General features: G+C 66.9%; 20 protein-coding genes and 1 pseudogene. 15 read left to right on the top strand and 6 right to left on the bottom strand.

All coding sequences use genetic code 11. The features are described from left to right. The first annotated feature begins 97 nt into the window (after positions 1-97). Positions 98-1,048 carry a LysR family transcriptional regulator gene (locus tag WT97_RS15675; RefSeq protein ID WP_059499577.1) on the top strand — a complete coding sequence of 317 codons (951 nt, stop codon included), beginning with the start codon at positions 98-100 and terminating at the stop codon, positions 1,046-1,048. Positions 1,049-1,066: 18 nt separating this feature from the next. Here the strand turns inward: WT97_RS15675 and WT97_RS15680 are convergent, their stop codons facing one another. Then, the gene (locus tag WT97_RS15680; RefSeq protein WP_060353747.1) at positions 1,067-1,543 is read right to left on the bottom strand and encodes an OsmC family protein; all 477 of its coding nucleotides are present in this window, start codon (positions 1,541-1,543) and stop codon (positions 1,067-1,069) included. Positions 1,544-1,673: 130 nt separating this feature from the next. Between WT97_RS15680 and WT97_RS15685 the strand changes: the two genes are divergently transcribed. Next, positions 1,674-2,315: a GntR family transcriptional regulator gene (locus tag WT97_RS15685; protein ID WP_060353748.1), complete on the top strand. Its 642-nt coding sequence runs from the start codon at positions 1,674-1,676 to the stop codon at positions 2,313-2,315. Positions 2,316-2,342: 27 nt separating this feature from the next. Here the strand turns inward: WT97_RS15685 and WT97_RS15690 are convergent, their stop codons facing one another. Beyond that, positions 2,343-3,368: a LacI family DNA-binding transcriptional regulator gene (locus WT97_RS15690; RefSeq protein WP_060353749.1), complete on the bottom strand. Its 1,026-nt coding sequence runs from the start codon at positions 3,366-3,368 to the stop codon at positions 2,343-2,345. Positions 3,369-3,557: 189 nt separating this feature from the next. Between WT97_RS15690 and WT97_RS15695 the strand changes: the two genes are divergently transcribed. The 5 genes from WT97_RS15695 to WT97_RS15715 are packed head-to-tail and all read left to right on the top strand — an operon-like array spanning position 3,558 to position 9,897. Further along, positions 3,558-4,715 (top strand): ABC transporter ATP-binding protein, encoded by a 1,158-nt coding sequence (locus WT97_RS15695; RefSeq protein WP_059499582.1) that lies wholly within the window; start codon positions 3,558-3,560, stop codon positions 4,713-4,715. 8 nt (positions 4,716-4,723) lie between these two features. After that, on the top strand, positions 4,724-6,709 hold the full coding sequence (locus tag WT97_RS15700; RefSeq protein WP_059499583.1) for a beta-galactosidase: 1,986 nt from the start codon (positions 4,724-4,726) through the stop codon (positions 6,707-6,709). A 59-nt stretch (positions 6,710-6,768) separates the two neighbouring features. Then, positions 6,769-8,028 (top strand): ABC transporter substrate-binding protein, encoded by a 1,260-nt coding sequence (locus WT97_RS15705; RefSeq protein WP_060353750.1) that lies wholly within the window; start codon positions 6,769-6,771, stop codon positions 8,026-8,028. 54 nt (positions 8,029-8,082) lie between these two features. Beyond that, a complete protein-coding gene (locus tag WT97_RS15710) occupies positions 8,083-9,024 on the top strand; it encodes a carbohydrate ABC transporter permease (protein ID WP_059499585.1) in 942 nt (313 codons plus the stop codon). A 21-nt stretch (positions 9,025-9,045) separates the two neighbouring features. After that, positions 9,046-9,897 (top strand): carbohydrate ABC transporter permease, encoded by an 852-nt coding sequence (locus tag WT97_RS15715; protein WP_060353751.1) that lies wholly within the window; start codon positions 9,046-9,048, stop codon positions 9,895-9,897. Between the two features lie 217 nt (positions 9,898-10,114). Here the strand turns inward: WT97_RS15715 and WT97_RS15720 are convergent, their stop codons facing one another. Beyond that, positions 10,115-10,513, bottom strand: a complete 399-nt coding sequence (locus WT97_RS15720; protein ID WP_179949778.1) for a nuclear transport factor 2 family protein — start codon at positions 10,511-10,513, stop codon at positions 10,115-10,117. 82 nt (positions 10,514-10,595) lie between these two features. Here WT97_RS15720 and WT97_RS15725 point away from each other — a divergent pair, with 82 nt between their 5' ends. After that, positions 10,596-11,537: a LysR substrate-binding domain-containing protein gene (locus WT97_RS15725; RefSeq protein ID WP_060032802.1), complete on the top strand. Its 942-nt coding sequence runs from the start codon at positions 10,596-10,598 to the stop codon at positions 11,535-11,537. Between the two features lie 81 nt (positions 11,538-11,618). Here the strand turns inward: WT97_RS15725 and WT97_RS15730 are convergent, their stop codons facing one another. Further along, complete coding sequence (locus WT97_RS15730) at positions 11,619-12,002, bottom strand: hypothetical protein (protein ID WP_060032799.1); 384 nt, start codon at positions 12,000-12,002, stop codon at positions 11,619-11,621. A 173-nt stretch (positions 12,003-12,175) separates the two neighbouring features. Continuing rightward, entirely contained in the window at positions 12,176-13,630 is a 1,455-nt protein-coding gene (locus WT97_RS15735) for a DEAD/DEAH box helicase (RefSeq protein WP_059792658.1), read from the bottom strand. Between the two features lie 171 nt (positions 13,631-13,801). Between WT97_RS15735 and glcF the strand changes: the two are divergent. From glcF to WT97_RS15770, 7 genes and pseudogenes are all read left to right on the top strand, one after another. Next, positions 13,802-13,999, top strand: a pseudogene (gene glcF / locus WT97_RS15740) (glycolate oxidase subunit GlcF); the annotation flags it as partial. 22 nt (positions 14,000-14,021) lie between these two features. Next, the gene (locus tag WT97_RS15745) at positions 14,022-14,426 is read left to right on the top strand and encodes a heme-binding protein (RefSeq protein WP_059499591.1); all 405 of its coding nucleotides are present in this window, start codon (positions 14,022-14,024) and stop codon (positions 14,424-14,426) included. Between the two features lie 46 nt (positions 14,427-14,472). Beyond that, complete coding sequence (locus WT97_RS15750; RefSeq protein WP_060032796.1) at positions 14,473-16,647, top strand: malate synthase G; 2,175 nt, start codon at positions 14,473-14,475, stop codon at positions 16,645-16,647. A 563-nt stretch (positions 16,648-17,210) separates the two neighbouring features. After that, positions 17,211-18,776: a diguanylate cyclase gene (locus WT97_RS15755; protein ID WP_060353753.1), complete on the top strand. Its 1,566-nt coding sequence runs from the start codon at positions 17,211-17,213 to the stop codon at positions 18,774-18,776. Between the two features lie 157 nt (positions 18,777-18,933). Next, positions 18,934-20,319 carry a cache domain-containing protein gene (locus tag WT97_RS15760; RefSeq protein ID WP_059499594.1) on the top strand — a complete coding sequence of 462 codons (1,386 nt, stop codon included), beginning with the start codon at positions 18,934-18,936 and terminating at the stop codon, positions 20,317-20,319. A gap of 31 nt (positions 20,320-20,350) precedes the next feature. After that, the gene (locus tag WT97_RS15765) at positions 20,351-20,995 is read left to right on the top strand and encodes a response regulator transcription factor (protein ID WP_006485936.1); all 645 of its coding nucleotides are present in this window, start codon (positions 20,351-20,353) and stop codon (positions 20,993-20,995) included. A 183-nt stretch (positions 20,996-21,178) separates the two neighbouring features. Then, positions 21,179-21,679, top strand: coding sequence for a type VI secretion system amidase effector protein Tae4 (locus tag WT97_RS15770; RefSeq protein ID WP_306640665.1), 501 nt, complete (start codon positions 21,179-21,181; stop codon positions 21,677-21,679). 764 nt (positions 21,680-22,443) lie between these two features. Here WT97_RS15770 and WT97_RS15780 read toward each other — a convergent pair. Further along, complete coding sequence (locus tag WT97_RS15780) at positions 22,444-23,040, bottom strand: phospholipid-binding protein MlaC (protein ID WP_034205827.1); 597 nt, start codon at positions 23,038-23,040, stop codon at positions 22,444-22,446. Between the last annotated feature and the right edge of the window lie 95 nt (positions 23,041-23,135).

A 23,135-nucleotide genomic window follows, 5' to 3' on the forward strand; every position in this document is an offset into this window, starting at 1 on the left:
CGGGATACCGGCGCAGTCTAGGCAGAATTTTGATAACTGGCTAATGACGATTTAGGCGATTACGATATCGATTCCGATATCGATATAAACCCGTACGATGCCCGAAGCCAGCCCATGGGGAAACCGCGCCCGCCTGAAGACGCGCCAGTTGCTGCTGCTCGTCGCGCTCGCCGACGAAGGCAGCATTCACCGCGCGGCGGCGGCGCTGAACATGACGCAGCCGGCTGCGTCGAAGCTGCTGCGCGAACTCGAGGAATCGATCGGCGCGGTACTGTTCGAGCGCCTGCCGCGCGGGATGCGGCCGACGCTGTACGGCGACGCGCTGATCCGCCACGCGCGCGCGGCGCTCGGCAGCCTCGACCAGGCGCACGAGGAGCTGGCCGCGCTGAAGGCCGGCCATCTCGGCCACGTGGCGGTCGGTGCGATCACGTCGCCGGGCCTGCGCCTCGTGCCGCCGGCCGTCGCCGCCGTAAAAGGCACGCATGCCGGCTTGCACGTGTCGGTCGAGATCGACACCAGCAACGTGCTGCTCGAACACCTCGCACAGGAAAAGATCGACATCGTGCTCGGCCGGCTGTCGGCCGAACACGACAAGCTGCGCCTGCGCTACGAGCCGCTGACCGGCGAGTCGGTGGCGGCCGTGGTGCGCCCCGGCCATCCGCTGCTCGCGCACGCGCCGCTGTCGCTCGCGGACGTGCAGCGCGCCGCCTGGGTCGTGCCGCCGGCCGGCAGCGTGCTGCGCCACCGCTTCGATCTCGTGTTCCAGCGCGCGAGCCTCGCGCCGCCGGCGAACGTCGTCGAAACGGCCGCGCTGCTGTTCATCACGCAATTGATCGAGCAGAGCGACATGATCGCGGTGCTCGCCGAGGACGTCGCGCGGTACTACGCGCGGCACGGCATCGTCACGGTGCTGCCGCTGGAAATGGATTGCCGGATGGACGATTTCGGGATCATCACGCGCACCGACCGGCTGCATTCGCCGGCGGTGACGGTGATGGTCGATGCGATCCGGGCGGCGGCGCGGGAGGTGTACGACGTCGCGCTGTGACGCGGGCGCCGCGGTTTCCTATTCCGCTGCACACACGATCACCGGTTCGCAGCGAATCGGAAAGTTCACCGAATTCGCGATATAGCACTTCGCATGCGCGTCGTGATGCAGATGCGCCGCCCGTTCACGATCGTCGCCGGCCCGGATCGTCACCTGCGGACGCAGCACGATTTCGGTGAAGCGCCCCGCTTCGGCGCCGTCGAGCATCGTGCCTTCCGCGTGGTCGACGTAGGCCAGCACGCGAATGCCGGCTTCGGAACACAGGTGCAGATACCAGAGCTTGTGGCATGCCGACGCCGACGCGAGCAACAGGTCTTCGGGGTTCCAGCGCGCCGCGTCGCCGCGGAACGCCGGGTCCGACGAACCGGGGATATCCGGCTTGGAACCGGCCCGGATCACGTGATCGCGGCTGTACTCGCGATACCCCGACGTGCCGGTGCCCCGATTGCCCGTCCACTCCACCGCGACGCGATACGTGTGTTCGCTCGATGCCATCTCGCTCTCCATTGAATTCGCTGTTTCGACCGGCCCGGACGCCGTTGCGTGAGGCCCGCCGGTGGTCGCTATTCTGGCACCGGATCGTCGGTTGGTATACCATTATTCCAAATTAACGAAACACGCAGGCATGGAAACCAGACTCGACTCCACGGCGGATGCGATCGCCGCGTCGCTGCGCGACATGATCGTCAACGGCGAGCTGGCGGCCGGCGAGCGGCTCGTCGAGCGCGATCTGGCCGAACGGTTCGGCATCAGCCGGATTCCGATGCGCGAGGCGATCCAGCGGCTGGAACGCGAAGGTCTGCTCGACATCTTCAGGAATCGCGGCGCCGTCGTGCGCATGCTGAGCGCGTCGGACGTGCAGGAAATCTACGACTTGCGCGTGCTGCTCGAAGGCGATGCGATCTACCGCAGCGTGAAGCACCTCGACGACGAAACGCTCGCGCGCGCCGAACTCGTGCATCGGCTGCTCGGCGACGCAACCGTGCCGCGCCGGCAAGGCGAGCTGAACCGCGAATTCCACGCGTTGCTGTATTCATGCTGCGGCAACGCGCGGCAGTTGAAGTCGATCGCCGAGCTGCGCGGCCAGGTCGAGCGTTACGAACGCCTGCAGGCGACGCTGCTCGTGGATACGCCGTCGTTCCAGGTCGAGCACGACGATATCCTTCAGGCGTGCCGCGAACGCAACGCACGCGGCGCCCGCGCGATGACCGTCGCGCATCTCGAGTCGGCCCGACGCATCGTGCTGCGGCTCGTCGAAGGCAACTGAGGCCGGCTCACGACCGCCCGCGCTTCGCTATGCCGCGTGCGGCACCGGCCCGGTCGTGCCGCGCACCGTCAGCGTCGGCAGCGACGCGACCCGCACGCGCGACGCGTCGTCGCCCTGCCCGCCCGCCTCGCGCAACGTATTGAGCAATTCGACCGCGATGCCGGCCGCTTCGGCGGTGGGGATCGCGACGGTCGTCAGCGTGGGCCGCGTGTCGCGGGCGAGATGGATGTCGGTGATGCCGACGATCGACAGATCCTCCGGCACGCGCAGGCCGCGATCGGCCGCCGCGTGCAGCGCGCCGATCGCCGGCAGGTCGTTGGTCGCGACCAGCGCGGTCAACCGCGGGTGCGCATCGAGCAGCCAGCCCGCCGCACGCAGGCCGCCTTCGATCGAATCGTGCTCGGCCGCGACGATCGACGCGTCGAGCCCCGCGTCGCGCATCACGTCGACGAAGCCGTCATAGCGCGCCGCCTGCACGCCGCTCGCCGCGCCGCCGACGATCACGCCGATTTTCTCGTGACCGAGTTCGAGCAGATGCCGCGTCGCGATCCGTCCCGCCTCGCGGAAATCGATGGCCACGCACGGCAGCCCGTCGGGCGGCGCCTCGGGCCGCTCCCACAGGCACAGCACGACCGGCACGCCGCGCCGCGCGACGTCGAGCAGATCCGGCAGGTGCAGGTTCGCATTGGTCACGAGAATGCCTTCGGAGATCGTGCCGGCGATCTGGTCGAGATACGCGCGCCCCTGCAACGGATCTTCGTTCGTATTGCAGACGATCAGGAACTGCCCGTTGCGCCGCACCGCACGCTCGACCGCGAGCGCGAACTCCGGGTAGAACGGGTTCGCGATGCTCGATACCATCAACGCGACCGTCGGCGCACGCCCTTCCGCCAGCGCCCGCGCGGCGAGGTGCGGCCGATACCCGAGCGCGTCGACTGCTTCGAGCACCCGCGCCCGCGTCGCGTCGCCGACCCGGCCGCGGTCGCGCAGCACGTTCGACACCGTCGCGGCCGTCACGCCGGCGCGGCGCGCCACTTCATCCAGAGTTGCCATCGTTTGCCCACTATATGAGACGTCGATCCAGTATTTGCTTCGCTCAGCGAAGCGGCGCACTATCGCCGCACACCTTGCCGCCCGACCGACGGGCGCGACTCGGCCGCGATCACATCGCCTCTTTTTTTGATCGCGATGATTAAGCGCTTAATCACGCAGTATGGCGCATTAGAACATGGAGCGGAGACAATGGCGAGCATCTCGATGCGGCGCGTGCAGAAAGCCTATGGCGAGCATGCGCCGGTCATTCGCGACGTCGATCTGGAGATCGGCGCGCACGAGTTCTGCGTGTTTCTCGGGCCGTCCGGATGCGGGAAATCGACGCTGCTGCGCATGATCGCCGGGCTGGAGGATCTGAGCGCGGGCGAGCTGTCGATCGACGGCCGCCGCGTCGACGACGTGCCGGCGGCCGAGCGCGGCGTGGCGATGGTGTTCCAGAGCTACGCGCTGTTTCCGCACATGACGGTGTACGAGAACATGGCGTTCGGGCTGAAGCTCGCGCGCGTGCCGAAGGCCGAGATCGACCGGAAGGTGCGCGACGCCGCACGGATCCTGCAGCTCGACACGCTGCTCGAACGCAAGCCGAAGGCGCTGTCGGGCGGCCAGCGGCAGCGCGTCGCGATCGGCCGCGCGATCGTGCGCGAGCCCGGCGTGTTCCTGTTCGACGAACCGCTGTCGAATCTCGACGCGGCGTTGCGCGGCCAGACCCGCATCGAGATCGCGCGGCTGCATCGGCAGTTCGAACGCGCGAGCGTCGTCTACGTGACGCACGACCAGACCGAGGCGATGACGCTCGCCGACAAGATCGTGCTGCTGCACGCCGGCGCGGATACCGCGCGGCACGGCAGCATCGCGCAGGTCGGCGCGCCGCTCGACCTCTACCATCACCCGGCCAGCCGCTTCGTCGCGGGCTTCATCGGCTCGCCGCGCATGAACTTCCTGCCGGCCGTCGTGACCGCGTGCGACGCGCATCGCACGACCGTCTCGCTCGTGCCGTCCGGCGAAATCTTCGTGCTGCCGCGCGACGGCTCGGCGCTCGGCGCCGGCGCCGCCGTGACGCTCGGCATCCGCCCCGAGCACCTGACGCTCGGCGCCGCGCCCGATGCGACGACGCTCGCGCGCGACGTCGCGCTCGTCGAGCGCCTGGGCGAACAGACCTACGTGCACCTCGATCCGTGCGGCCAGCCCAGTGCGACGCCGCTGATCGCGAAGGTGCCGGGCGACGCGCAGGTGCACACCGGCGAACGCGTGCACGTGCACGCGCCGGCCGCGGCCTGCCATCTGTTCACCGAAGACGGCCGCGCGGTGCCCGTGTGCGCCGACGTCCACGTTCACCACTACGCATAAGGATCGGCATGCGCCTCGGAGTCTGCTACTACCCGGAACACTGGCCGGAATCGATGTGGGCCGACGACGCCCGCCGGATGAAAACGCTCGGCATCGCGCAGGTGCGGATCGCCGAATTCGCGTGGAGCCGTATCGAGCCGTCGCCGGGCGAATACGACTGGGGCTGGCTCGACCGTGCGGTCGACGTGCTCGGGGCGGCCGGCCTCGAGATCGTGATGTGCACGCCGACCGCCACGCCGCCGAAATGGCTGGTCGACCGCCATCCCGACATCCTCGCGATCGGCGCCGACGGCCGGCCGCGCGCGTTCGGCTCGCGCCGCCACTACGATTTCTCGTCGCCGACCTATCTCGAAGCGTCGCGCCAGATCTGCACGGCGGTCGCCGAACGCTATGGCCGCCACCCGGCCGTGCGCTACTGGCAGACCGACAACGAGCTGGGTTGCCACCAGACCGTCGTCAGCTACTCGCCGGCCGCGCTCGTGCGCTTCCGCGAATGGCTGCAGGCGCGCTACGGCACGATCGACGCGCTCAACCGTGCGTGGGGCACCGTGTTCTGGAGCATGGAGTATCGCCATTTCGACGAAGTGGATGCGCCCGTGGGCACCGTGACCGAAGCCCATCCGTCGCATCGCCTCGACTACCGGCGCTTCGCGTCCGACGAACTCGCGCGCTATCACCGAATGCAGGTCGACGTGATCCGCGCACACTCGCCGGGCCGCCCGGTCGCGCACAACTTCATGCAGCTGTTCACCGAGTTCGATCACTACGAAGTCGCGCGCGACCTCGACGTCGCGACGTGGGACAGCTACCCGCTCGGCGCGCTCGAGGAGCTGTGGTTCGCGCCCGACGTGAAGGCGCGCTGGCTGCGCACCGGCCATCCCGATTTCGCGTCGTTCAATCACGACCTGTACCGCGGCATGTCGAAACTGCCGTTCTGGGTGATGGAACAGCAGCCGGGCCCCGTGAACTGGGCGCACTGGAACCCCGCGCCGCTGCCGGGCATGGTGCGGCTGTGGAGCTGGGAAGCGTTCGCGCACGGCGCCGGCTGCGTGTCGTACTTCCGCTGGCGGCAGGCGCCGTTCGCGCAGGAACAGATGCACGCGGGACTGCACACCCCCGACGACCAGCTCGACGAAGGCGGCCGCGAAGCGCAGCGCGTCGCGCGCGAGATCGTGGCCGTGCACGACGCCGGCGCGGACGCGGACGGCCCGGTGCGCGCACCGGTCGCGCTGGTCTTCGACTACGAGGCGAAGTGGCTGTTCGAAGTGCAGCCGCAGGGCGCCGATTTCCACTATCCGCGTTTCGCGTTCGAGTACTACTCGGCGCTGCGCTCGCTCGGCCTCGACGTCGACATCGTGTCGGCGCACGCGCCGCTCGACGGCTACCGCCTCGTCGTCGTGCCGCCGCTGCCGATCGTACCGGACGATTTCGCGTCGCGGCTCGCCGCGTCGGGCGCGCATGCGGTGTTCGGGCCGCGCACCGGCTCGAAGACCGCCGACCTGCAGGTTCCGCCGGCGCTGCCGCCCGGCCCACTCGCGTCGATCCTGCCCGTGCGGGTATGGCGCGTCGAATCGCTGCGGCCGAACGTGACCGAACGGATCGACGGCACGTTGCGCGACGGCGCGCCGTTCGCGGGCGACGCGCGTCACTGGCGCGACCTCGTCGAGCTGCACGACGACACGCGCAGCGTCGTGCACGCGCGCTTCGCCGACGGCCATCCGGCGTGCATCACGCACGGTACGCTGCACTACTGGGCCGCACCGTTCGACGATGCAACCACCACGCGACTGTTCGCCGATGTCGCGGCAGAAGCCGGCCTCGCGCCGACGCCGCTCGGCGACGCCGTACGCGTGAGCCGGCGCGGCGGGCTGACTTACGTGTTCAATTACGCGAGCACACCGCACACGATCGACGCGGTGCCGCCGTCCGCGTTCGTGGTCGGCGCCGCACAGGTCGAGCCGCAAGGCGTCGCCGTGTATCGAAGCCGTTCGTAACCTCCCCCGGCGCCGCAACGCGCCGGTCACGCACAACGACACACAGGACTGGAGACACCATGACACATCGCCCCCTTCGCGCCGCCGCCCGGCTCGCCACGACCGCCGCCGTCGCCTTCGCGTCGCTCGGCACGACGGCGCCCGCCGATGCCGGCACGCTGACGATCAACATCGCGTTCAAGGGCGCGAGCCAGCGCGCCGTGTGGCAGTCGACGATCGAAGCGTTCCACAAGGCGCATCCCGACATCGACGTGAAGCCGACCTTCGTCGACGAGGAAGCGTACAAGGTACAGCTCCCCGCGTGGCTCACGACCGTCGCGCCGGACGTCGTGAACTGGCACGCGGGCGAACGGATGGCGTACTACGCGAAGCGCGGGCTGTTCGAGGATCTGAGCGGCGACTGGACGAAGAACGGCTGGGATGCGATGTACGCGTCGACGCGCAGCGCATCGTCGTACAACGGCAAGCAGTACGCGGCGCCGACCGTCTATTACTCGTGGGGGCTGTTCTACCGCAAGGATCTGTTCCGCAAGGTCGGCATCGCCGACGAACCGAAGACGTGGGACCAGTTTCTCGATGCGTGCAAGAAGCTCAAGGCCGCGGGCATCACGCCGGTGGCGATCGGCGGCCGCGATGCGTGGACGCTCGCCGGCTGGTTCGATTATCTCGACCTGCGGCTGAACGGCAACGCGTTCCACCAGCAACTGATGGCCGGCGACGTGCCGTACACCGACCCGCGCGTGAAGAAGGTCTACACGACGTGGAAATCGCTGATCGATGCCGGTTACTTCATCGACAACGCGCTGTCCTACGATCTCGACGGCGCGCAGCCGTTCCTGTTCCAGGGCAAGGCCGCGATGATGCTGATGGGCACCTTCATCGCGGCGGGTTTCCCGCCGAACGTCAAGCAGGAAATGGGCTACTACCGCTTCCCGATCATCGACCCGAAGGTGCCGACCGCGGAGGACGGCCCGGTCGAATCGCTGCACATCCCGACCAAGGCGAAGAACAAGGCCGACGCGCACACGTTCCTCGCGTTCGTCGAAACGCCGGAGATCGGCGCGAAGCTGGCCGAAGGGCTCGGCTCGCTGTCGGCCAACAGCAAGTCGCCGGAGCCGGCCGATCCGATCTCGCGCATCGGCTTCCGGATCCTCGCCGACACGAAGGGCGGCGTCGCGCAGTTCTACGATCGCGACATGACCAAGGAAATGGCCGACGAAGGGATGAAGGGCATGCAGCAGTTCCTCGCGAATCCCGCGCAGCTCGATACGGTGCTCGCACAGCTCGAACAGACCCGCAAGCGGATCTACAAGAAGTGACCGCGTGACCCAACCGGCGGCCGCGCGCCGCCGTGTCCGTTCAGGAGGCTTGCCGTGTCCAGTCCGATCGCGTCCCCCCCGCCCGCCGGCACCGCGCCGCCGCGCGGCCCATCCGCCACCACGCTGCCCGCGCGCCGCCCGTCGCCCGCCGTGCGGCGGCAACGGCGCGCCGCGTGGCTCTTTCTCGCGCCGGCCTGCGCGATGGTAGCCGTCTATGTGATCTGGCCGATCCTGTCGACGCTGTGGCTGAGCCTGTACAACTGGGACGGGATGACCGAACGCACCTTCGTCGGTCTCGCGAACTATGCGGAGCTGCTGCACGCGCCGACGTTCTACACGGCGCTGCGCAACAACGTGATCTGGCTCGCGCTGTTCATGCTCGCGCCGCCGCTCGGCCTCGCCCTCGCGCTGTACCTGAACCAGGCGGTCGGTGGCATCCGGCTCGTGAAATCGCTGTTCTTCGCGCCGTTCGTGCTGTCGGGCGTGGTCGTCGGGCTGATCTTCTCGTGGTTCTACGATCCGACCTTCGGGCTGCTCGCGCTGCTCGCCGGGCATGGCATCCCGGTACTCGGCGACGCGCGCTATGCGACGTTCGGGATCGTGTTCGCCGCGCTGTGGCCGCAAACGGCGTACTGCATGATCCTGTACCTGACCGGGCTCACGTCGGTCAACCCGGAACAGATCGAGGCCGCGCGGATGGAAGGCGCGCGCGGATTCGCGCTGCTATGGCACGTCGTGCTGCCGCAACTGCGGCCGACCACCTTCATGGCGATCGTCGTCACGGTGATCGGCGCGCTGCGCAGCTTCGACCTGATCTCGGTGATGACGGGCGGCGGCCCGTTCGAAAGCTCGACCGTGCTCGCGTATTACATGTACGACCAGGCGATCAAGTACTACCGGCTCGGCTATTCCGCGTCGATCGCGGTCGTGCTGTTCGCGATCATGCTCGTCTACATCGTGTTCCAGTTGCGCCGCATGCTGCGCAACGAGCAGTGACCTTTCGGGAGTGCGCTCATCATGTTTCCGACACCCGTTGCCCACTGGAAGCCGGTATCGCGCCGGCTGTACAAGCTGTCGCTGCCCGTCGCGCTGCTCGTCTGGCTGCTGCCGATGATCGCGGTGTTCGTCACGTCGGTGCGCTCGACCGAGGAACTCGTCGAAGGTCATTACTGGGGCTGGCCGCGCCGCTTCGCGATGATCGAGAACTATCGCGACGCGCTGACCACGTCGCCGATGCTGCATTACTTCTGGAACAGCGTGCAGATCACCGTGCCGTCGGTCATCGGCTCGATCGCGCTCGCGGCGATGGCCGGCTTCGCGCTCGCCACCTATCGGTTTCGCGGCAATACCGCGCTGTTCGGCACGTTCGTCGCCGGCAATTTCGTGCCGGTGCAGGTGTTGATGATTCCGGTGCGCGACCTGTCGCTGCGGCTCGGCGTGTTCAATACCGTCGAAGCGCTGATCCTGTTTCACGTCGCGTTCCAGACGGGCTTCTGCACGCTGTTCCTGCGCAACTTCATCAAGCAGTTGCCGTTCGAGCTGATCGAGGCGGCGCGCATCGAAGGCGCGGGCGAATGGACGGTGTTCTGGCGAATCGTGCTGCCGTTGATCCGGCCGGCGCTGGCCGCACTCGCGATTCTCGTGTTCACGTTCGTGTGGAACGATTACTTCTGGGCGCTGTGCCTCACGCAAGGCGACGAGGCGGCGCCGATCACGGCGGGTGTCGCGGCGCTGAAGGGGCAATGGACGACGTCGTGGAATCTCGTATCGGCCGGGTCGATTCTCGCCGCGCTGCCGTCGGTCGCGATGTTCTTCGCGATGCAGAGGCATTTCGTCGCGGGGCTCACGTTCGGCGCGACGAAAGGCTGAACGCGCGCCGGCTGCGTCTTCGTATCTCCCCCTCCGCATCGTGAGGTTGCCCGCTTCGGCGGGCTTTTTTTTTGCGGATTCTGTTGCGGATTCGGGTAGGGTCCCCTGGCGAACCTGGCCCGCCGTCCAGGCTTCAACGCCATCGACCGATTACACTCGTCGCTCGGCTTCGACGCGCGTGGGCGTCAGGGCGCGACTTTGCCCGACATCGATTCAACTAGGCATACTTGTCGCCGACCGTACTGCGAATCGGATAGGTGTCGTACACGATGATCATCCGTTCGATGAGCCCCGCCGTGTCGAACTCGAACACGTCGACGCACTCGAAGCGCGCCACCGAACCGTCTTTCAGGCCCCAGTCGTAGATGAAGTAACCTGTCGCACGTCGAGCCCCGCTCGTGCTGACGCAGATATCGATCGGTGTAATCCTGCTTTCTCCCGATGCGGCAGCGACCTTCGAAAAGAAGGGCTCGGGATGCATCCAGCCGAGAAATGGCGAGAAAATCCGCGCGTCCGGCGTAAATAGCGCGCAAATGGCGCAGACGTCGCCTCGCTCCAGTTCCCGAAGGTAAGCGCGAACCTGTTCCGTGTAGAGTGATTCCGACGTTGAGCCCAAAATTATCCTCCGATCATTCGTCGACGACCCCGTTCATTCGCGAGAACAGGGCATCCGGTAGACGCACGATAGCGACGCACCGATGACCGAACAATCGAAAAATTTGCAACCCGGGTATGCGGCGCATGCATATCCGCTGGCCGATCTGACGCGCCCGCTCCCGCCGCTGGCGGCGATTCAGTCGTTCGTCGCCGCGGCGCAGCTGGGCAGCGTCAGCAAGGCCGCGGATCATCTATGCCGCACGCAAGGCGCAGTGAGCCGCCAGATACAGCAGCTGGAAACGCATTACCGATGCGCACTGTTCGTGCGCCATGTATCGGGGCTGACGTTGACGCCGGAAGGCAATGCACTGCTGACGGTCGCGGTCGACGTGCTCGCGCGATTGGTCAGGCATGCGGATGCCTATGCACGGGCGACCTCGGTGCTCACGTTGAAGTTGCCGTCCACGTTCGCCGTTCGCTGGTTGCTCCCACGGCTGCCGGACATTCATCGCGCGATGAGCGGGACGGAGCTGCGTCTCTCGACATCCGCGGACGACACGCCGGATTTCGCCACGTCCGACGTCGACGCCATCATCGTGCGGGGCACGGGGCAGTGGACCGGTATGGACGCGGTACCGCTGTTTCCCGAGCGGCTCACGCCAATGTGCGCGCCCGCATTGGCGACATCGCTGCGATCCGTTGCCGACCTTGCGCATGTCGATTTGCTCCATCCCGGGCCCAGCCGCGCAGAGTGGCGATGCTGGCTCGATCACGTGGGGGCACGCCAGATCGATGCGGGACGCGGGCTCGTATTCGATACCCTCGAATTGACGCTCGCGGCATCGACGGAAGGACACGGCATTGCAATCGGCGACCCGCGAATGGCGCGAGACCGACTCCGTGCCGGATCGCTCGTGACACCGTTCGAGGATGTGGCTGAAGACGGCCTTTCCTACTTCCTCGTCTATCCGCCCCAACGGGCGGCACAACCGAAAATTCGAGCCCTCGCCGATATCCTGCTACGACTGGCGCGAGAAGATTGATTGACAGGCGAGCATTCGATACGTGGCTCGGAGCCGATCTTCAAATGGCGCCCCCAACCTGCCGACGAATGACGGGCCCGGTCAGAGATCGCCGCGCACTTCACCGGTTCCCAGCGCGCTACGCTGCCGGTTGACTTCCGCCCACAGCGCATCGCTGTCGTCTTCGCGCAGCACGACCATGCAGTCCAGTTGATCGTCGGTTACGCCGAAGTACTCCAGAATTTCCCGCCGGACCCCCTCGATGAACTCCGCGTATTCCGGCGTTGCCTGCGCCTGCGCGTGCAGGGCGTCGTATTCCGCATCGTCCACGCCGCCGCCGTGCTCGTCGATATAGCGCGAGATCCACTGGTCTCGTTCGTGGTCGTAATCGGCCTCGGCGCGCATCGCTTGCACAGCCGTGTAGAAATCCAGTTGGGCAAATGCGGCAATCGCCGCCGTTGTCGCCTCGTCGAATGTCGTCGTCATTCCATCTCTCACTTCAGTCATCGCCCATCATGGGTCACGCGGGGAAGCCGCTATCGCACGCGGTTTCAGGTCGCGAGCGAGAAAACCGGCAGCGCGGTTCCGAACCGCCCGTATGCGTTCACTGCATCGGACGGTTCGATCGTATCGGGCACGTTGAAAGGGAAGGGTTCAGTCTACCTGGACGGTTTGCCAGGTTTGCCACGCCCGCCGGCAGATTTGCCCGCAGCCTTCCCCGCCGGCGGCTTGGCCGCCGGTTTGCTGCGCGGCTTCTGCACGCTGAACGGGCTGCCGATGGTGTAGTCGGGACCCTTGCCGGCACCCGTGGCCGTCGCATGCTGCGCCCCGGACTTGCGCTTGCCTTCGCCGCCCTGCGTATGCGGCTTCTTGCCCGGCCCCGGTTTGGCGACCGGCACGGCTTGCTGCACCTTGGGCTTCTTCGGCTTTTTCGGCTTCTTGACGATCTGACCCGTCGCGCTGGTTTCCGGCACGCGGTGTTCGGCTTCGAAACCCGGCTCTTCTTCCCGACGCAGCGTCTGCCGGATCAGCGCTTCGATCGCGGCCAATTGCGGCGCTTCATCGGCGCACACGAGCGACACCGCGACACCGCTGGCGCCCGCACGGCCGGTACGGCCGATACGGTGCACGTAGTCTTGCGCGACGATCGGCAGATCGACGTTGATCACCAGCGGCAGATCGTCGATATCCAGCCCGCGCGCCGCCACGTCGGTGGCGACCAGCATCTGCACTTCACCCGTCTTGAAACGCTCCAGCGCGCGCAAACGTGCGGGTTGCGGCTTGTCGCCGTGGATCGTATCGACCGCGTAGCCCGCTTTCTCCAGCATGAGCGCCAGATAATCGACGCCATTGCGGGTCTTGACGAATACCAGCGCATGCTCCCACTTGTTTTGGGCCACCAGGTGCATGAAGAGATCCGGCTTGTTCCGCTTGTCGACCGGCACCACCCATTGCTTGATCTTGCTCGCCGTGGCGTTGGGCGGGCTGACGCTGATGTCGACCGGGCTGCGCAGAATGCCCGCCGCCATCGTGCGGATCTCGTCGGAGAACGTGGCCGAGAACAGCAGCGTCTGGCGCTTGGCGGGCAACGCGGCGAAGACCGCGTCGAGTTCGCGCGCGAAGCCGAGATCCAGCATGCGGTCGGCTTCGTCCAGCACCAGCGTCTGCACCTGATCGAACTGCACGGCGTTCTGGCGATGGAGGTCGAGCAAGCGGCCCGGCGTGGCAACGAGCACGTCCACGCCCTTGCGCAGCTTCATCATCTGAGGATTGATGCTCACGCCGCCGTACGCGGCCAGAAATCGCAGATCGAGCCCTTTGCCGTACGCAACGAAGCTCTGCAGCACCTGTTCGGCCAGTTCTCGCGTGGGCACCAGCACCAGCACGCGCGCACGGTTGCTGGACACCGCCGGGCCGTGTTGCACCAGCCGTTGCAACAGCGGCAGCGCAAAGCCGGCCGTCTTGCCGGTGCCGGTCTGCGCGGCGGCCATGACGTCCTTGCCGCCGAGCACGGCGGGAATCGCCTTGGCCTGCACCGGCGTGGGTGTCTGGTAATTGAGGCTCTGCACATTGCGCAGCAACGGCTCGATCAGGCCAAGCGAGGCAAAAGACATGGACGTATTCCGGGCGAAAACCGCAATTCTAGCGGTTACCGTCCCGGTTGCGCCCCACCCGCGCCGCCGCGCAACCGCATGTCCACCGCCCCGCGTCGGGACCGTGTCGAGCGACCGGATCGCGTCGACGAGCACACTGCACCAGCGCGCCTCGTCCTGGCGGATATGGGCGGCTCGGCCGGCCCCCATTCGCTGACGCAACCCGAACTCGCGACGACACTCCGCGACAACAAGCTCGATGCGCTGGAAGCCGCGCAGCCCGACCTGATTGTCATCGCCAACGTCGGCTGCCAGACTCGTCTGAACGGCGCGGGCCGCACGCCCGCGCGTCACTGGATCGAGCTCGCCGACAACCGGCTGGTCGACTGACCGCCGATTCCGGAGGAAAGCCATGCAAACGAAACCCGAACTCGAACTGGCCGATGCCGAGCGCATGCTCGCCGCTGCCCGCGAGGAAGCGGAACGCCACGGCTGGGCCGTGTCGATCGCCGTCGTCGACGATGGCGGGCACCTGCTCGCGTTCGCGCGGCTGAACGGCGCATCGCCGGCCAGCAGCTACCTTGCGCAGGACAAGGCGCGTGCGGCGGCGCTCGGCCGTCGCGACACGAAGGCGTATGAGGATATGATCAACGGTGGCCGCACCGCGTTTCTGAGTGCGCCGCTGACGGGATTGCTCGAAGGCGGCGTGCCGGTTACGGTCGGCGGCCGGATAACGGGCGCGATCGGCGTGTCTGGCGTAAAGTCCGAACAGGACGCGCAGATCGCCCGCGCCGGCACACGCAGCGTCGCGGAATAACCAGCCAAGCCGCGCACGCGTTTTTCATTCCCCGGGAGGATTCACGATGATCGACCAAGCAGGACTGCAAGTCGCGCCAGCGCTGAGCCAGTTCATTGAAAACGAAGCGCTGCCGGGCACCGGCATCGACAAGGCCGCGTTCTGGAGCGGTTTCTCGGCCCTGGTGCACGATCTCGCGCCGCGCAACCGCGAGCTGCTCGCCGAGCGCGACCGCCTGCAGCAGGAACTCGACGCGTGGCATCGCGCGCACCCCGGCCCGGTACGCGACCATGCCGCGTATCGCGCATTCCTCGAACGAATCGGCTATCTCGTGCCGGTCCCGTCGAACGTCGCGGCAGCCACCGCGAACGTCGACAGCGAGATCGCCACGCAGGCCGGCCCGCAGCTCGTCGTGCCGCTGTCGAACGCGCGCTATGCGCTGAACGCCGCGAACGCGCGCTGGGGCAGCCTGTACGACGCGCTGTACGGTACCGACGCGTTGCCGGAAGACGGCGGCGCCGAACGCACGTCGGCCTACAACCCGACGCGCGGCCAGCGCGTGATCGACTACGCGCGCGGCGTGCTCGACAACGCCGCGCCGCTCGCGAGCGGCTCGCACCGCGACGCACTGCGCTACCGCGTGCAGGACGGCCAGCTTGCGGTCGAAACCGGCAAGGGCGTCGTGCATCTCGCGCAGCCCGCGCAGTTCGTCGGCTACCAGGGTGCGGCCGACGCGCCGTCCGCGATCCTGCTGAAGCACAACGGCCTGCACCTCGAGATCCAGATCGATGCGTCGACGCCGATCGGTCGCGCCGATCTCGCGAACGTGAAGGACGTCGTGCTCGAAGCCGCGGTCAGCACGATCATCGACTGCGAGGATTCGGTCGCGGCGGTCGACGCCGACGACAAGGTCCAGCTCTACCGCAACTGGCTCGGCCTGATGCAGGGCACGCTCGCCGAGGAAGTCGCGAAGGGCGGCAAGATCTTCACGCGCCGCCTGAACGCCGATCGCGAGTACACGACGCCGGCCGGCGGCACGCTGTCGCTGCACGGCCGCTCGCTGCTGTTCGTGCGCAACGTCGGCCACCTGATGACCAACGGCGCGGTGCTCGACCGCGACGGCAACGAGATTCCGGAAGGGATCCTCGACGGCGTCGTCACGACGCTGTGCGCGCTGCACGACCTGAAGGCCAAGCGCAATTCGCGCACGGGCTCGATCTACATCGTGAAGCCGAAAATGCACGGCCCGGCCGAAGTCGCGTTCGCCGACACGCTGTTCGCGCGCATCGAGGATCTGTACGGCCTGCCGCGCAACACGCTGAAGATGGGCATCATGGACGAGGAGCGCCGCACCAGCGTGAACCTCGCCGCGTGTATCGCCGCGGCCGCCGCGCGCGTCGCGTTCATCAACACCGGCTTCCTCGACCGCACCGGCGACGAGATGCACACCGCGATGGAAGCGGGCCCGATGATCCGCAAGGGCGACATGAAATCGTCGGCGTGGATCCAGTCGTACGAGCGCAACAACGTGCTCGCGGGCCTGTCGGCCGGCCTGCGCGGCCGCGCGCAGATCGGCAAGGGCATGTGGGCGATGCCGGACCTGATGCACGCGATGCTCGAGCAGAAGATCGCGCATCCGCGCGCCGGCGCGAACACCGCGTGGGTGCCGTCGCCGACCGCCGCGACGCTGCACGCGCTGCACTACCACCTCGTCGACGTGCAGGCCGTCCAGCAGGAACTCGAGAAGACGCCGTACGCGAGCGAGCGCGACGCGCTGCTCGAAGGGCTGCTGACGGTGCCGGTCGTCGAGCGCGCCGCGTGGAGCGAGGCCGAGATCCTGAGCGAGGTCGAGAACAACGCGCAGGGCATCCTCGGCTACGTCGTGCGCTGGGTCGAACAGGGCGTCGGCTGCTCGAAGGTGCCGGATATCCACGACGTCGGCCTGATGGAAGATCGCGCGACGCTGCGCATTTCGAGCCAGCACATCGCGAACTGGCTGCGCCACGGCGTGATCACCGAGGCGTTCGTGCTCGACGTGTTCAAGCGGATGGCCCGCGTCGTCGACCAGCAGAACGCCGGCGACCCGAACTATCGCCCGATGGCGCCCGGCTACGACCAGTCGACCGCGTTCCAGGCCGCGTGCGCGCTCGCGCTGCAAGGCACGTCGCAGCCGAGCGGCTATACCGAGCCGCTGCTGCACCGGTTCCGGCTCGCGTTCAAGGCGCAACAGCACGGCGCATGATCCTGCGCATGCGGGCGCTCCCGCATGCCGGGCGCCGGCTGCACGCCGGTCTTGCGAAACGGGCAGCCTCGCGGCTGCCCGTTTTCATATTCGCGTTCACCCGACCGTTGAAACCGATAATGGGCGCCTGTCGCGCGCTTTCGCGGACGATGCCGCCGGCCGTTAATCCGCCGGTATCCGCAACCGTTTGCCGCGCGACCTGTCCCGCCGCCCCGCAAAGCCTTGCGCCGCAACGCTCCGCCCGATATCGGCAAGCGCCGGATTACGCCGTAATTTGACCCTGATCAACAGCTTGCGACATTTTCCGCGCACGCAAACACGCGCGTTATACTCCGTGGCATTCGCATCGCGCGATTCGTCGGACCGTCGAATTGCAGCAGACGTTACCTGTGAATACAGGATTCATCGGTTTATCCGGCCGCGATTGCCGATAATCGGTACCCGTTTTCTCCGCTGAACGCAACGCATCCACGGGAAGGGCTGCGCACCGGATCGCCACCGGTAGTCATACGAACAATCGCATCGGCCCGCCGCGCGGCGACGATGCCCCCGATCCACGGACCATGGCAGAAACCGACTACGCAATGCCCAGCGAATCCGGCCTGACGAGTCGTGTCGCCGCTCATCTGCGCCGGTTCCTGCTGCCACACCTGATTTTCTATACGGGGCTGCTGATCGCGCTGATCCTGCTGCTCCTGTGCGGAATCGTGCTGTACGAAGGCCGGATCGACGCGCGCGACCGCTCGCGCAGCATGCAACAGAACCTCGCGCTGATGGCGTCGTGGGACATCGAACGCAACATCGAGATCTATTCGCTGTCGCTGCAGGCCGTCGTCGAAGGCATGAACGACCCCGCGGTCGTCGCCTTGCCGATGCCGCTGCGCCGCCAAGTGCTGTTCGACCGGGCGACGACGGCCAAGTACCTCGGCGGCATCTACGTGCTCGACGCGAAAGGCGACATCGCGGTCGACGGCAAGAGCGACGTGCCGCGCCAGGCCAACTTCGGCAACGAGCCGTACTTCACCGTGCACCGCGACCGGCCCGACGTCGGCCTGTATGTCAGCGATCCGTATCATTCGCGGCTGCGCGGCGGCTCGCCGAGCATCGCACTCAGCCGACGCATTACGCGGCCCGACGGCTCGTTCGGCGGCGTCGCCGTGATGTCGATCCGGCTCGAATATTTCCAGAACCTGTTCTCGCGCCTGTCGCTCGGCGATCGCGGCTCGGTCGCGCTGATCAACACGGACGGCAAGATGGTCGCGCGCGAGCCGTACGACCCCAAAATCGTCGGCCGCGACATCAGCCGCGCGAGCACGTTCCGGCACTTCATGACCGCCAGCGAAGGCAGCTTCGCCGATACCGCGTCGATCGACGGCGTGCGGCGCCTGTACGTTTTCCGGCACCTCGAACACCTGCCGCTCATCGTCATGGTCGCGCGCTCGGAAGCGGACACCTACGCCGCATGGTACGACCGTGCGATCCCGATCGGCTCCGCGATGGCCGCGCTCGCGATCGGCTTCGTCGGCCTGTCGCTGCTGCTCGACGTGCAATTGCGCAAGCGTCATCGCGCGGAAACCGAGCTGCAGGCGCTCGCGCGCACCGACGGCCTGACGGGCCTCGACAACCGCCGGATGCTCGACGTCACGCTCGCGCGCGAATGGCGCCGCGCGGCGCGCTCGCAACATGCGCTGTCGCTGCTGTTCATCGACGTCGACGACTTCAAGCGCTACAACGACACGCAGGGCCACCAGGCCGGCGACGACGCGCTCGCCGCGGTCGGCCACTGCGTCGCCGGCTGCCTGCGCCGCCCGGCCGACCATGCGGCGCGCTACGGCGGCGAGGAATTCGTCGTGGTGCTGCCGGACATCGACACGGCCGGCGCGGTAACGATCGCCGAAACGATCCGCAGGGGCATCATCGATCTCGGCATCCGGCACGACGCCGGCACGGTCGGCCGGCTGACGGTGAGCATCGGCGTGACGACCAGCTATCCCGAACGCGACGACAACATCCAGGCCGCGCTCAAGCGTGCCGACGATGCGCTGTATCGGGCGAAGGAAGGCGGGCGCAATCGCGTCGTCGTGCAGGCGGCCACGCTGGCCGACGATCTCGAATCGCGGCGGGCCTGAGCGTCCAGGCAGCGGGGGCGGCCGCCGTCCGCCTGCAAAATCGTCGACAATACCGGCTCGATACGCCACCGTGCCACCGCGCCGCCGCGCGGCCGATGCACCCGGCCCGCGGCGCCTAGCCGGCCGCGCCTGGCCGGCCGCGCCGCTTCGCACCACCATGAGACTCAAGGCAAAGATCTTCCTTCTGGCCATCGTGCCGTTCCTGCTCGCGATCGCCGGCATCGGCTTCGGCGTGCGCCAGCAGGCGACGTCGCTCGCGCGCACCCAGCATGCGACGATCCAGGCCGCGTACCTGTCGAGCAAGGAAGTCGAACTGAAACACTACGTCGAGCTCGCGACCAGCGCGATCATGCCGCTCTACGACGCGAGCGGCCGCAACGCGCGCGACGACGCGCTGCTGCGCACGCAGGCGCTCGCGATGCTGCAGAAGATGGATTTCGGCCCCGACGGCTATTTCTTCGTCTACGACCTGCACGGCAATTCGCTGATGCATCCGCGCGAGCCCGAGCGTGTCGGCCATAACTTCTGGTCGATGCGCGATCCGCAAGGCGCGCTGACCATCCAGAAGCTGATCGGCGCGGCCTCGCAGGGCGGCGGCTACGTGCGCTACGCATGGCAGCGGCCGTCGACGGGCCGCGTCGCGCCGAAGCTCGGCTACGTCGTCGCGCTCGAGCGCTGGGGCTGGATGGTCGGCACCGGCATCTATCTCGACGACGTCGACACCGCACTGCAGCGCATCGACGCGCGCGCGTCCGCGAACATCGAGCGCACGATGAGCTGGCTCACCGCAATCGCGCTCACCGGCGCGGCGGCGATCGCCGTGTGCGCGCTGGTGCTGAACGTCAGCGAGTCGCGCAGCGCCGATGCGAAGCTCAAGCTGCTCGCGCAGCGCGTCGTCGAATCGCAGGAGCAGGAGCGGGCGCGGCTGTCGCGCGAACTGCACGATGGGATCAGCCAGATGATGGTGTCCGCGAAGCTGATGCTCGAATCCGCGCTCGCGCGCTTCGAGCGCGGCACGTCGCGCATGCCCGAAGCCGAGCAGGCGCTCGCGTCGGGCGTCGGGCGGCTCGGCGACACGCTGCGCGAAGTCCGGCGCATCTCGCATGCGCTGCGGCCGTCGATGCTCGACGATCTCGGCCTCGCGGCCGCGCTCGAGCAACTCGTGCGCGAGCTGGGCGCCGAAAGCGGCATCGACATCGGCTATACGCAGGTCGCGCACAGCGGCACGCGGCCGCTGCCCGAAGCCGTCAACACCGCGCTGTTCCGGATCGCGCAGGAAGCGCTGAGCAACATCGTGCATCATGCGCGGGCGTCGCGCGCGGCCGTCACGCTCGACGTCGGCGCGCAAACCGTCACGCTGACGATCGCCGACAACGGCTGCGGCTTCGACGCCGAACGCTCGCAGGCCGACGCGCGCCGCGGTATCGGCCTGCGCAACATGCGCGAGCGCCTCGACGCGCTCGGCGGCACGCTGTCGATCACGTCGCAGGTCGGCCATACCGTCGTGGCCGCACGTGTGCCGCTGCAGCGCGCCGCCGCCTGAGCACGCGCCCCCCAACCGGAGACCTTTGCCCATGAGCGCCCCCGATACCGCCCGTCCCGCCGCCCGACTGCTGCTCGTCGACGATCACCCGCTCGTGCGCGACGGCTTGCGGATGCGGCTCGAAGCGGCCGACCTGTCGGTGGTCGGCGAGGCCGGCAACGCGGACGAGGCGCTCGCGCTGGCCGCGTCGCTCGAACCCGATCTCGCGCTGATGGACGTCGGCATGAACGGCATGAACGGCATCACGCTCGCCGGCGTGTTCCACGAGCGTTTTCCGGGCATTCGCGTGCTGATGCTGTCGATGCACGACAACATCGAGTACGTGACGCAGGCGGTGCGCGCCGGCGCGAGCGGCTATCTGCTGAAGGATTCGCCCGCGAGCGAGATCGTCCGCGCGATCGGCGCGGTGCTGGCCGGGCAGACGTTCTTCAGCGAAGGGCTGGCCGCGCGGATGATCCAGGCCAGCGCGACCGCGTCGCCGCTGGATCGATTGACACCGCGCGAACGCGACATCCTCGACGCGCTGGCCGAAGGGCTGTCGAGCAAGCAGATCGCGCAACAGACGGGGCTGTCGGTGCGCACGGTCGAGACGCACCGGCTCAACCTGAAACGCAAGCTGGAGATCGAAGGGCAGGCCGAGTTGATCAAGTTCGCGGTCGAGCATCGGCGGCGGTAGGCCAAGCGCGCCCGGATTGCTCGCGCGACGCGCAATTCACCTTCCAATTTCATACTTGTCCAATCGACCTCACCCTGGGGCGATGGAATCCTTTCGCTTGCCGCAGCGGACGACATCTTCATGAGCCGCGCATTCGAGTGCGTGACTGAGCGGGGACGCATAATGCCGAACCCGAGGACAGCCGTGAAGACGACCGCCGTGCCGAAATCGCACAAGGTAGTCGAGTTGAAGTCCGTGACGTTTTCCGAACTCTGGAACAACTACCCGCACGGAAACCCGTACGATGATCCGAACGGACAGTACAAGAACCAGTGTGCGATCCGGATAAGTGTGACGCTGCACAAGGTCGGCATCGCAATGAAGTCGTTTTCGCAGAAACAGGTTCGGCCGATGCCGGGCAAACCGACGCTGGGCCGACTTCTAATCGACGGCAAGCCGACCGCGACTCGCGCATACGAGTTCGCGGAGTGGTTGAAGCTGCGGCCGGTCGCGGGCGTACTGGCTCCCGAGAACATCACGGGACCGAATTGGGCGCGTAAGGTATCCGGGCGGACCGGAAGCATATTCTTCGACGGCTATTGGCTGCAGGATGGCGACTCACCAGACAACTTGAGTGGCGGTCACATCGACCTCTGGAACGGGAGCAAACTCACCGGCTTCGGCTCGGGCGTGCGGATTTCATAGAATATAGTCTTACCGGGCATCTGGTCGGATTTCCGAAATTCGAAAACTATCTTGTTTTTTCCCGTTCAATGAAACTCGTGACTGTGGTAGTAGGCGCACTTGTCGGTGGGGCACTCGCGACAATGATCTGTTGGGGAGCGCTCTACGTGTACGGGGCATTCGTCCTGCGCGGCAAGGGAAGCCTCTTCGACACGAACCCGGAGATCGCGAATCTGTTTTTCGCCGCATGGGGCGGATTGTTTTTAATTTTCGCAATGGCCGCCGCAGTTGTCGTGACTCGCAGGAAATCCCGTTAACCATCCGGCCTACGGGCAATGCAAAATGAGACGCGTCGGATACTCGCCCCTGTACTGGATCGCCGGCCTGATCGCGACTTGGCTCGCATGCTGGATCGGAAGCCGGATCAACTAGCGAATTCATATCGGCTTGCGCCTGCCTTCGGGCTGGGCCGGTTGCCATGAGATCGACCTGTGCTCACCGCCGTGGCCGCTTGTCGCTCTGCTAGTCGGGTTTCTGATTGGGCCATCGCTTGAGTTTGCCTTCGCGAGCTGGAGAGTAGGGCGGCGACGGGCAACACCGCAAAAGGTACCGTGCTCCTTGGCCACATTGATTACCGCTACGATGCTGTTTTTTCTCGCTTCGTAGGTAATTCGCTGAGTCAGCAGCGCGCAGTAACCCATCCCCTCTCTACCGCTCGACCGACCTACGAACAGAAAAGGCGCCCGAAGGCGCCTTCCATACATCCGAACGACGCGCAGCAGCCGTCAGTTCGTCCGCGAATTGTGCTTCTGCAGATACGCGATCAGCCCGTCGATCCCGCCCGTCGCGATCTGGCTCTTGAACTGGCCCTGGTAGACCTGGATCAGCCACGCACCCGACATGTCGATGTCGTAGATCTTCCAGTCGTTGCCGACCTTGCCCAGACGATAGCCGACCGACTGGCTGTCGCCCGGCGTCGTGACCGTCGACTGCACGAGCGCGTCGGCGCCCGACGCGCCGCCGGCCTTGAACGAGAACTTCGCGTCCTGGTTGCCGAGCTGCGCGAGCGACGCGGCGTAGGTGCGCGTCATCAGCAACCGGAACTGCTTGTACAGCTCCTGCTGCTGTTGCGGCGTGGCCTGCTTCCACGCGTCGCCGACCGCAATGCGGGTCGTGCGCTCGAAGTTCGTCACGGGCAGGAAACGCTGCTCGACGACTTGGGTGATTTTCGCCATGTCACCGCCGCGCGCGGCCGGATCGGCCTTCATCGCATTGACGGTGCCCTCGACCGCGGTGCGGACGACATCGACCGGCGCGCTCTGCGCGAAAGCGGAAACCGACACGGCGGCCGCCGCGACGAAAGCAAACAAATGACGTTTCATACGAATTTCGCACTCGATGGGAAAAAACGGCCGGCGCTTTGCATCGACCGGTGGAGCAAAGTATACCGGGCCTGACGCCGCGGTGCCGCCCGGTG

This window comes from Burkholderia sp. MSMB1459WGS, assembly GCF_001534535.1.
Lineage (GTDB): Bacteria > Pseudomonadota > Gammaproteobacteria > Burkholderiales > Burkholderiaceae > Burkholderia.

What these genes read in the sequence shown, in the direction of transcription:
- WT97_RS15780 (WP_034205827.1), bottom strand. Translation starts at nt 23,040, where the DNA reads ATGAAACGTCATTTGTTTGCTTTCGTCGCGGCGGCCGCCGTGTCGGTT.
- WT97_RS15675 (WP_059499577.1), top strand. Translation starts at nt 98, where the DNA reads ATGCCCGAAGCCAGCCCATGGGGAAACCGCGCCCGCCTGAAGACGCGC.
- WT97_RS15730 (WP_060032799.1), bottom strand. Translation starts at nt 12,002, where the DNA reads ATGACGACGACATTCGACGAGGCGACAACGGCGGCGATTGCCGCATTT.
- WT97_RS15700 (WP_059499583.1), top strand. Translation starts at nt 4,724, where the DNA reads ATGCGCCTCGGAGTCTGCTACTACCCGGAACACTGGCCGGAATCGATG.
- WT97_RS15745 (WP_059499591.1), top strand. Translation starts at nt 14,022, where the DNA reads ATGCAAACGAAACCCGAACTCGAACTGGCCGATGCCGAGCGCATGCTC.
- WT97_RS15695 (WP_059499582.1), top strand. Translation starts at nt 3,558, where the DNA reads ATGGCGAGCATCTCGATGCGGCGCGTGCAGAAAGCCTATGGCGAGCAT.
- WT97_RS15690 (WP_060353749.1), bottom strand. Translation starts at nt 3,368, where the DNA reads ATGGCAACTCTGGATGAAGTGGCGCGCCGCGCCGGCGTGACGGCCGCG.
- WT97_RS15750 (WP_060032796.1), top strand. Translation starts at nt 14,473, where the DNA reads ATGATCGACCAAGCAGGACTGCAAGTCGCGCCAGCGCTGAGCCAGTTC.
- WT97_RS15755 (WP_060353753.1), top strand. Translation starts at nt 17,211, where the DNA reads ATGGCAGAAACCGACTACGCAATGCCCAGCGAATCCGGCCTGACGAGT.
- WT97_RS15715 (WP_060353751.1), top strand. Translation starts at nt 9,046, where the DNA reads ATGTTTCCGACACCCGTTGCCCACTGGAAGCCGGTATCGCGCCGGCTG.
- WT97_RS15705 (WP_060353750.1), top strand. Translation starts at nt 6,769, where the DNA reads ATGACACATCGCCCCCTTCGCGCCGCCGCCCGGCTCGCCACGACCGCC.
- WT97_RS15735 (WP_059792658.1), bottom strand. Translation starts at nt 13,630, where the DNA reads ATGTCTTTTGCCTCGCTTGGCCTGATCGAGCCGTTGCTGCGCAATGTG.
- WT97_RS15760 (WP_059499594.1), top strand. Translation starts at nt 18,934, where the DNA reads ATGAGACTCAAGGCAAAGATCTTCCTTCTGGCCATCGTGCCGTTCCTG.
- WT97_RS15685 (WP_060353748.1), top strand. Translation starts at nt 1,674, where the DNA reads ATGGAAACCAGACTCGACTCCACGGCGGATGCGATCGCCGCGTCGCTG.
- WT97_RS15765 (WP_006485936.1), top strand. Translation starts at nt 20,351, where the DNA reads ATGAGCGCCCCCGATACCGCCCGTCCCGCCGCCCGACTGCTGCTCGTC.
- WT97_RS15725 (WP_060032802.1), top strand. Translation starts at nt 10,596, where the DNA reads ATGACCGAACAATCGAAAAATTTGCAACCCGGGTATGCGGCGCATGCA.
- WT97_RS15680 (WP_060353747.1), bottom strand. Translation starts at nt 1,543, where the DNA reads ATGGCATCGAGCGAACACACGTATCGCGTCGCGGTGGAGTGGACGGGC.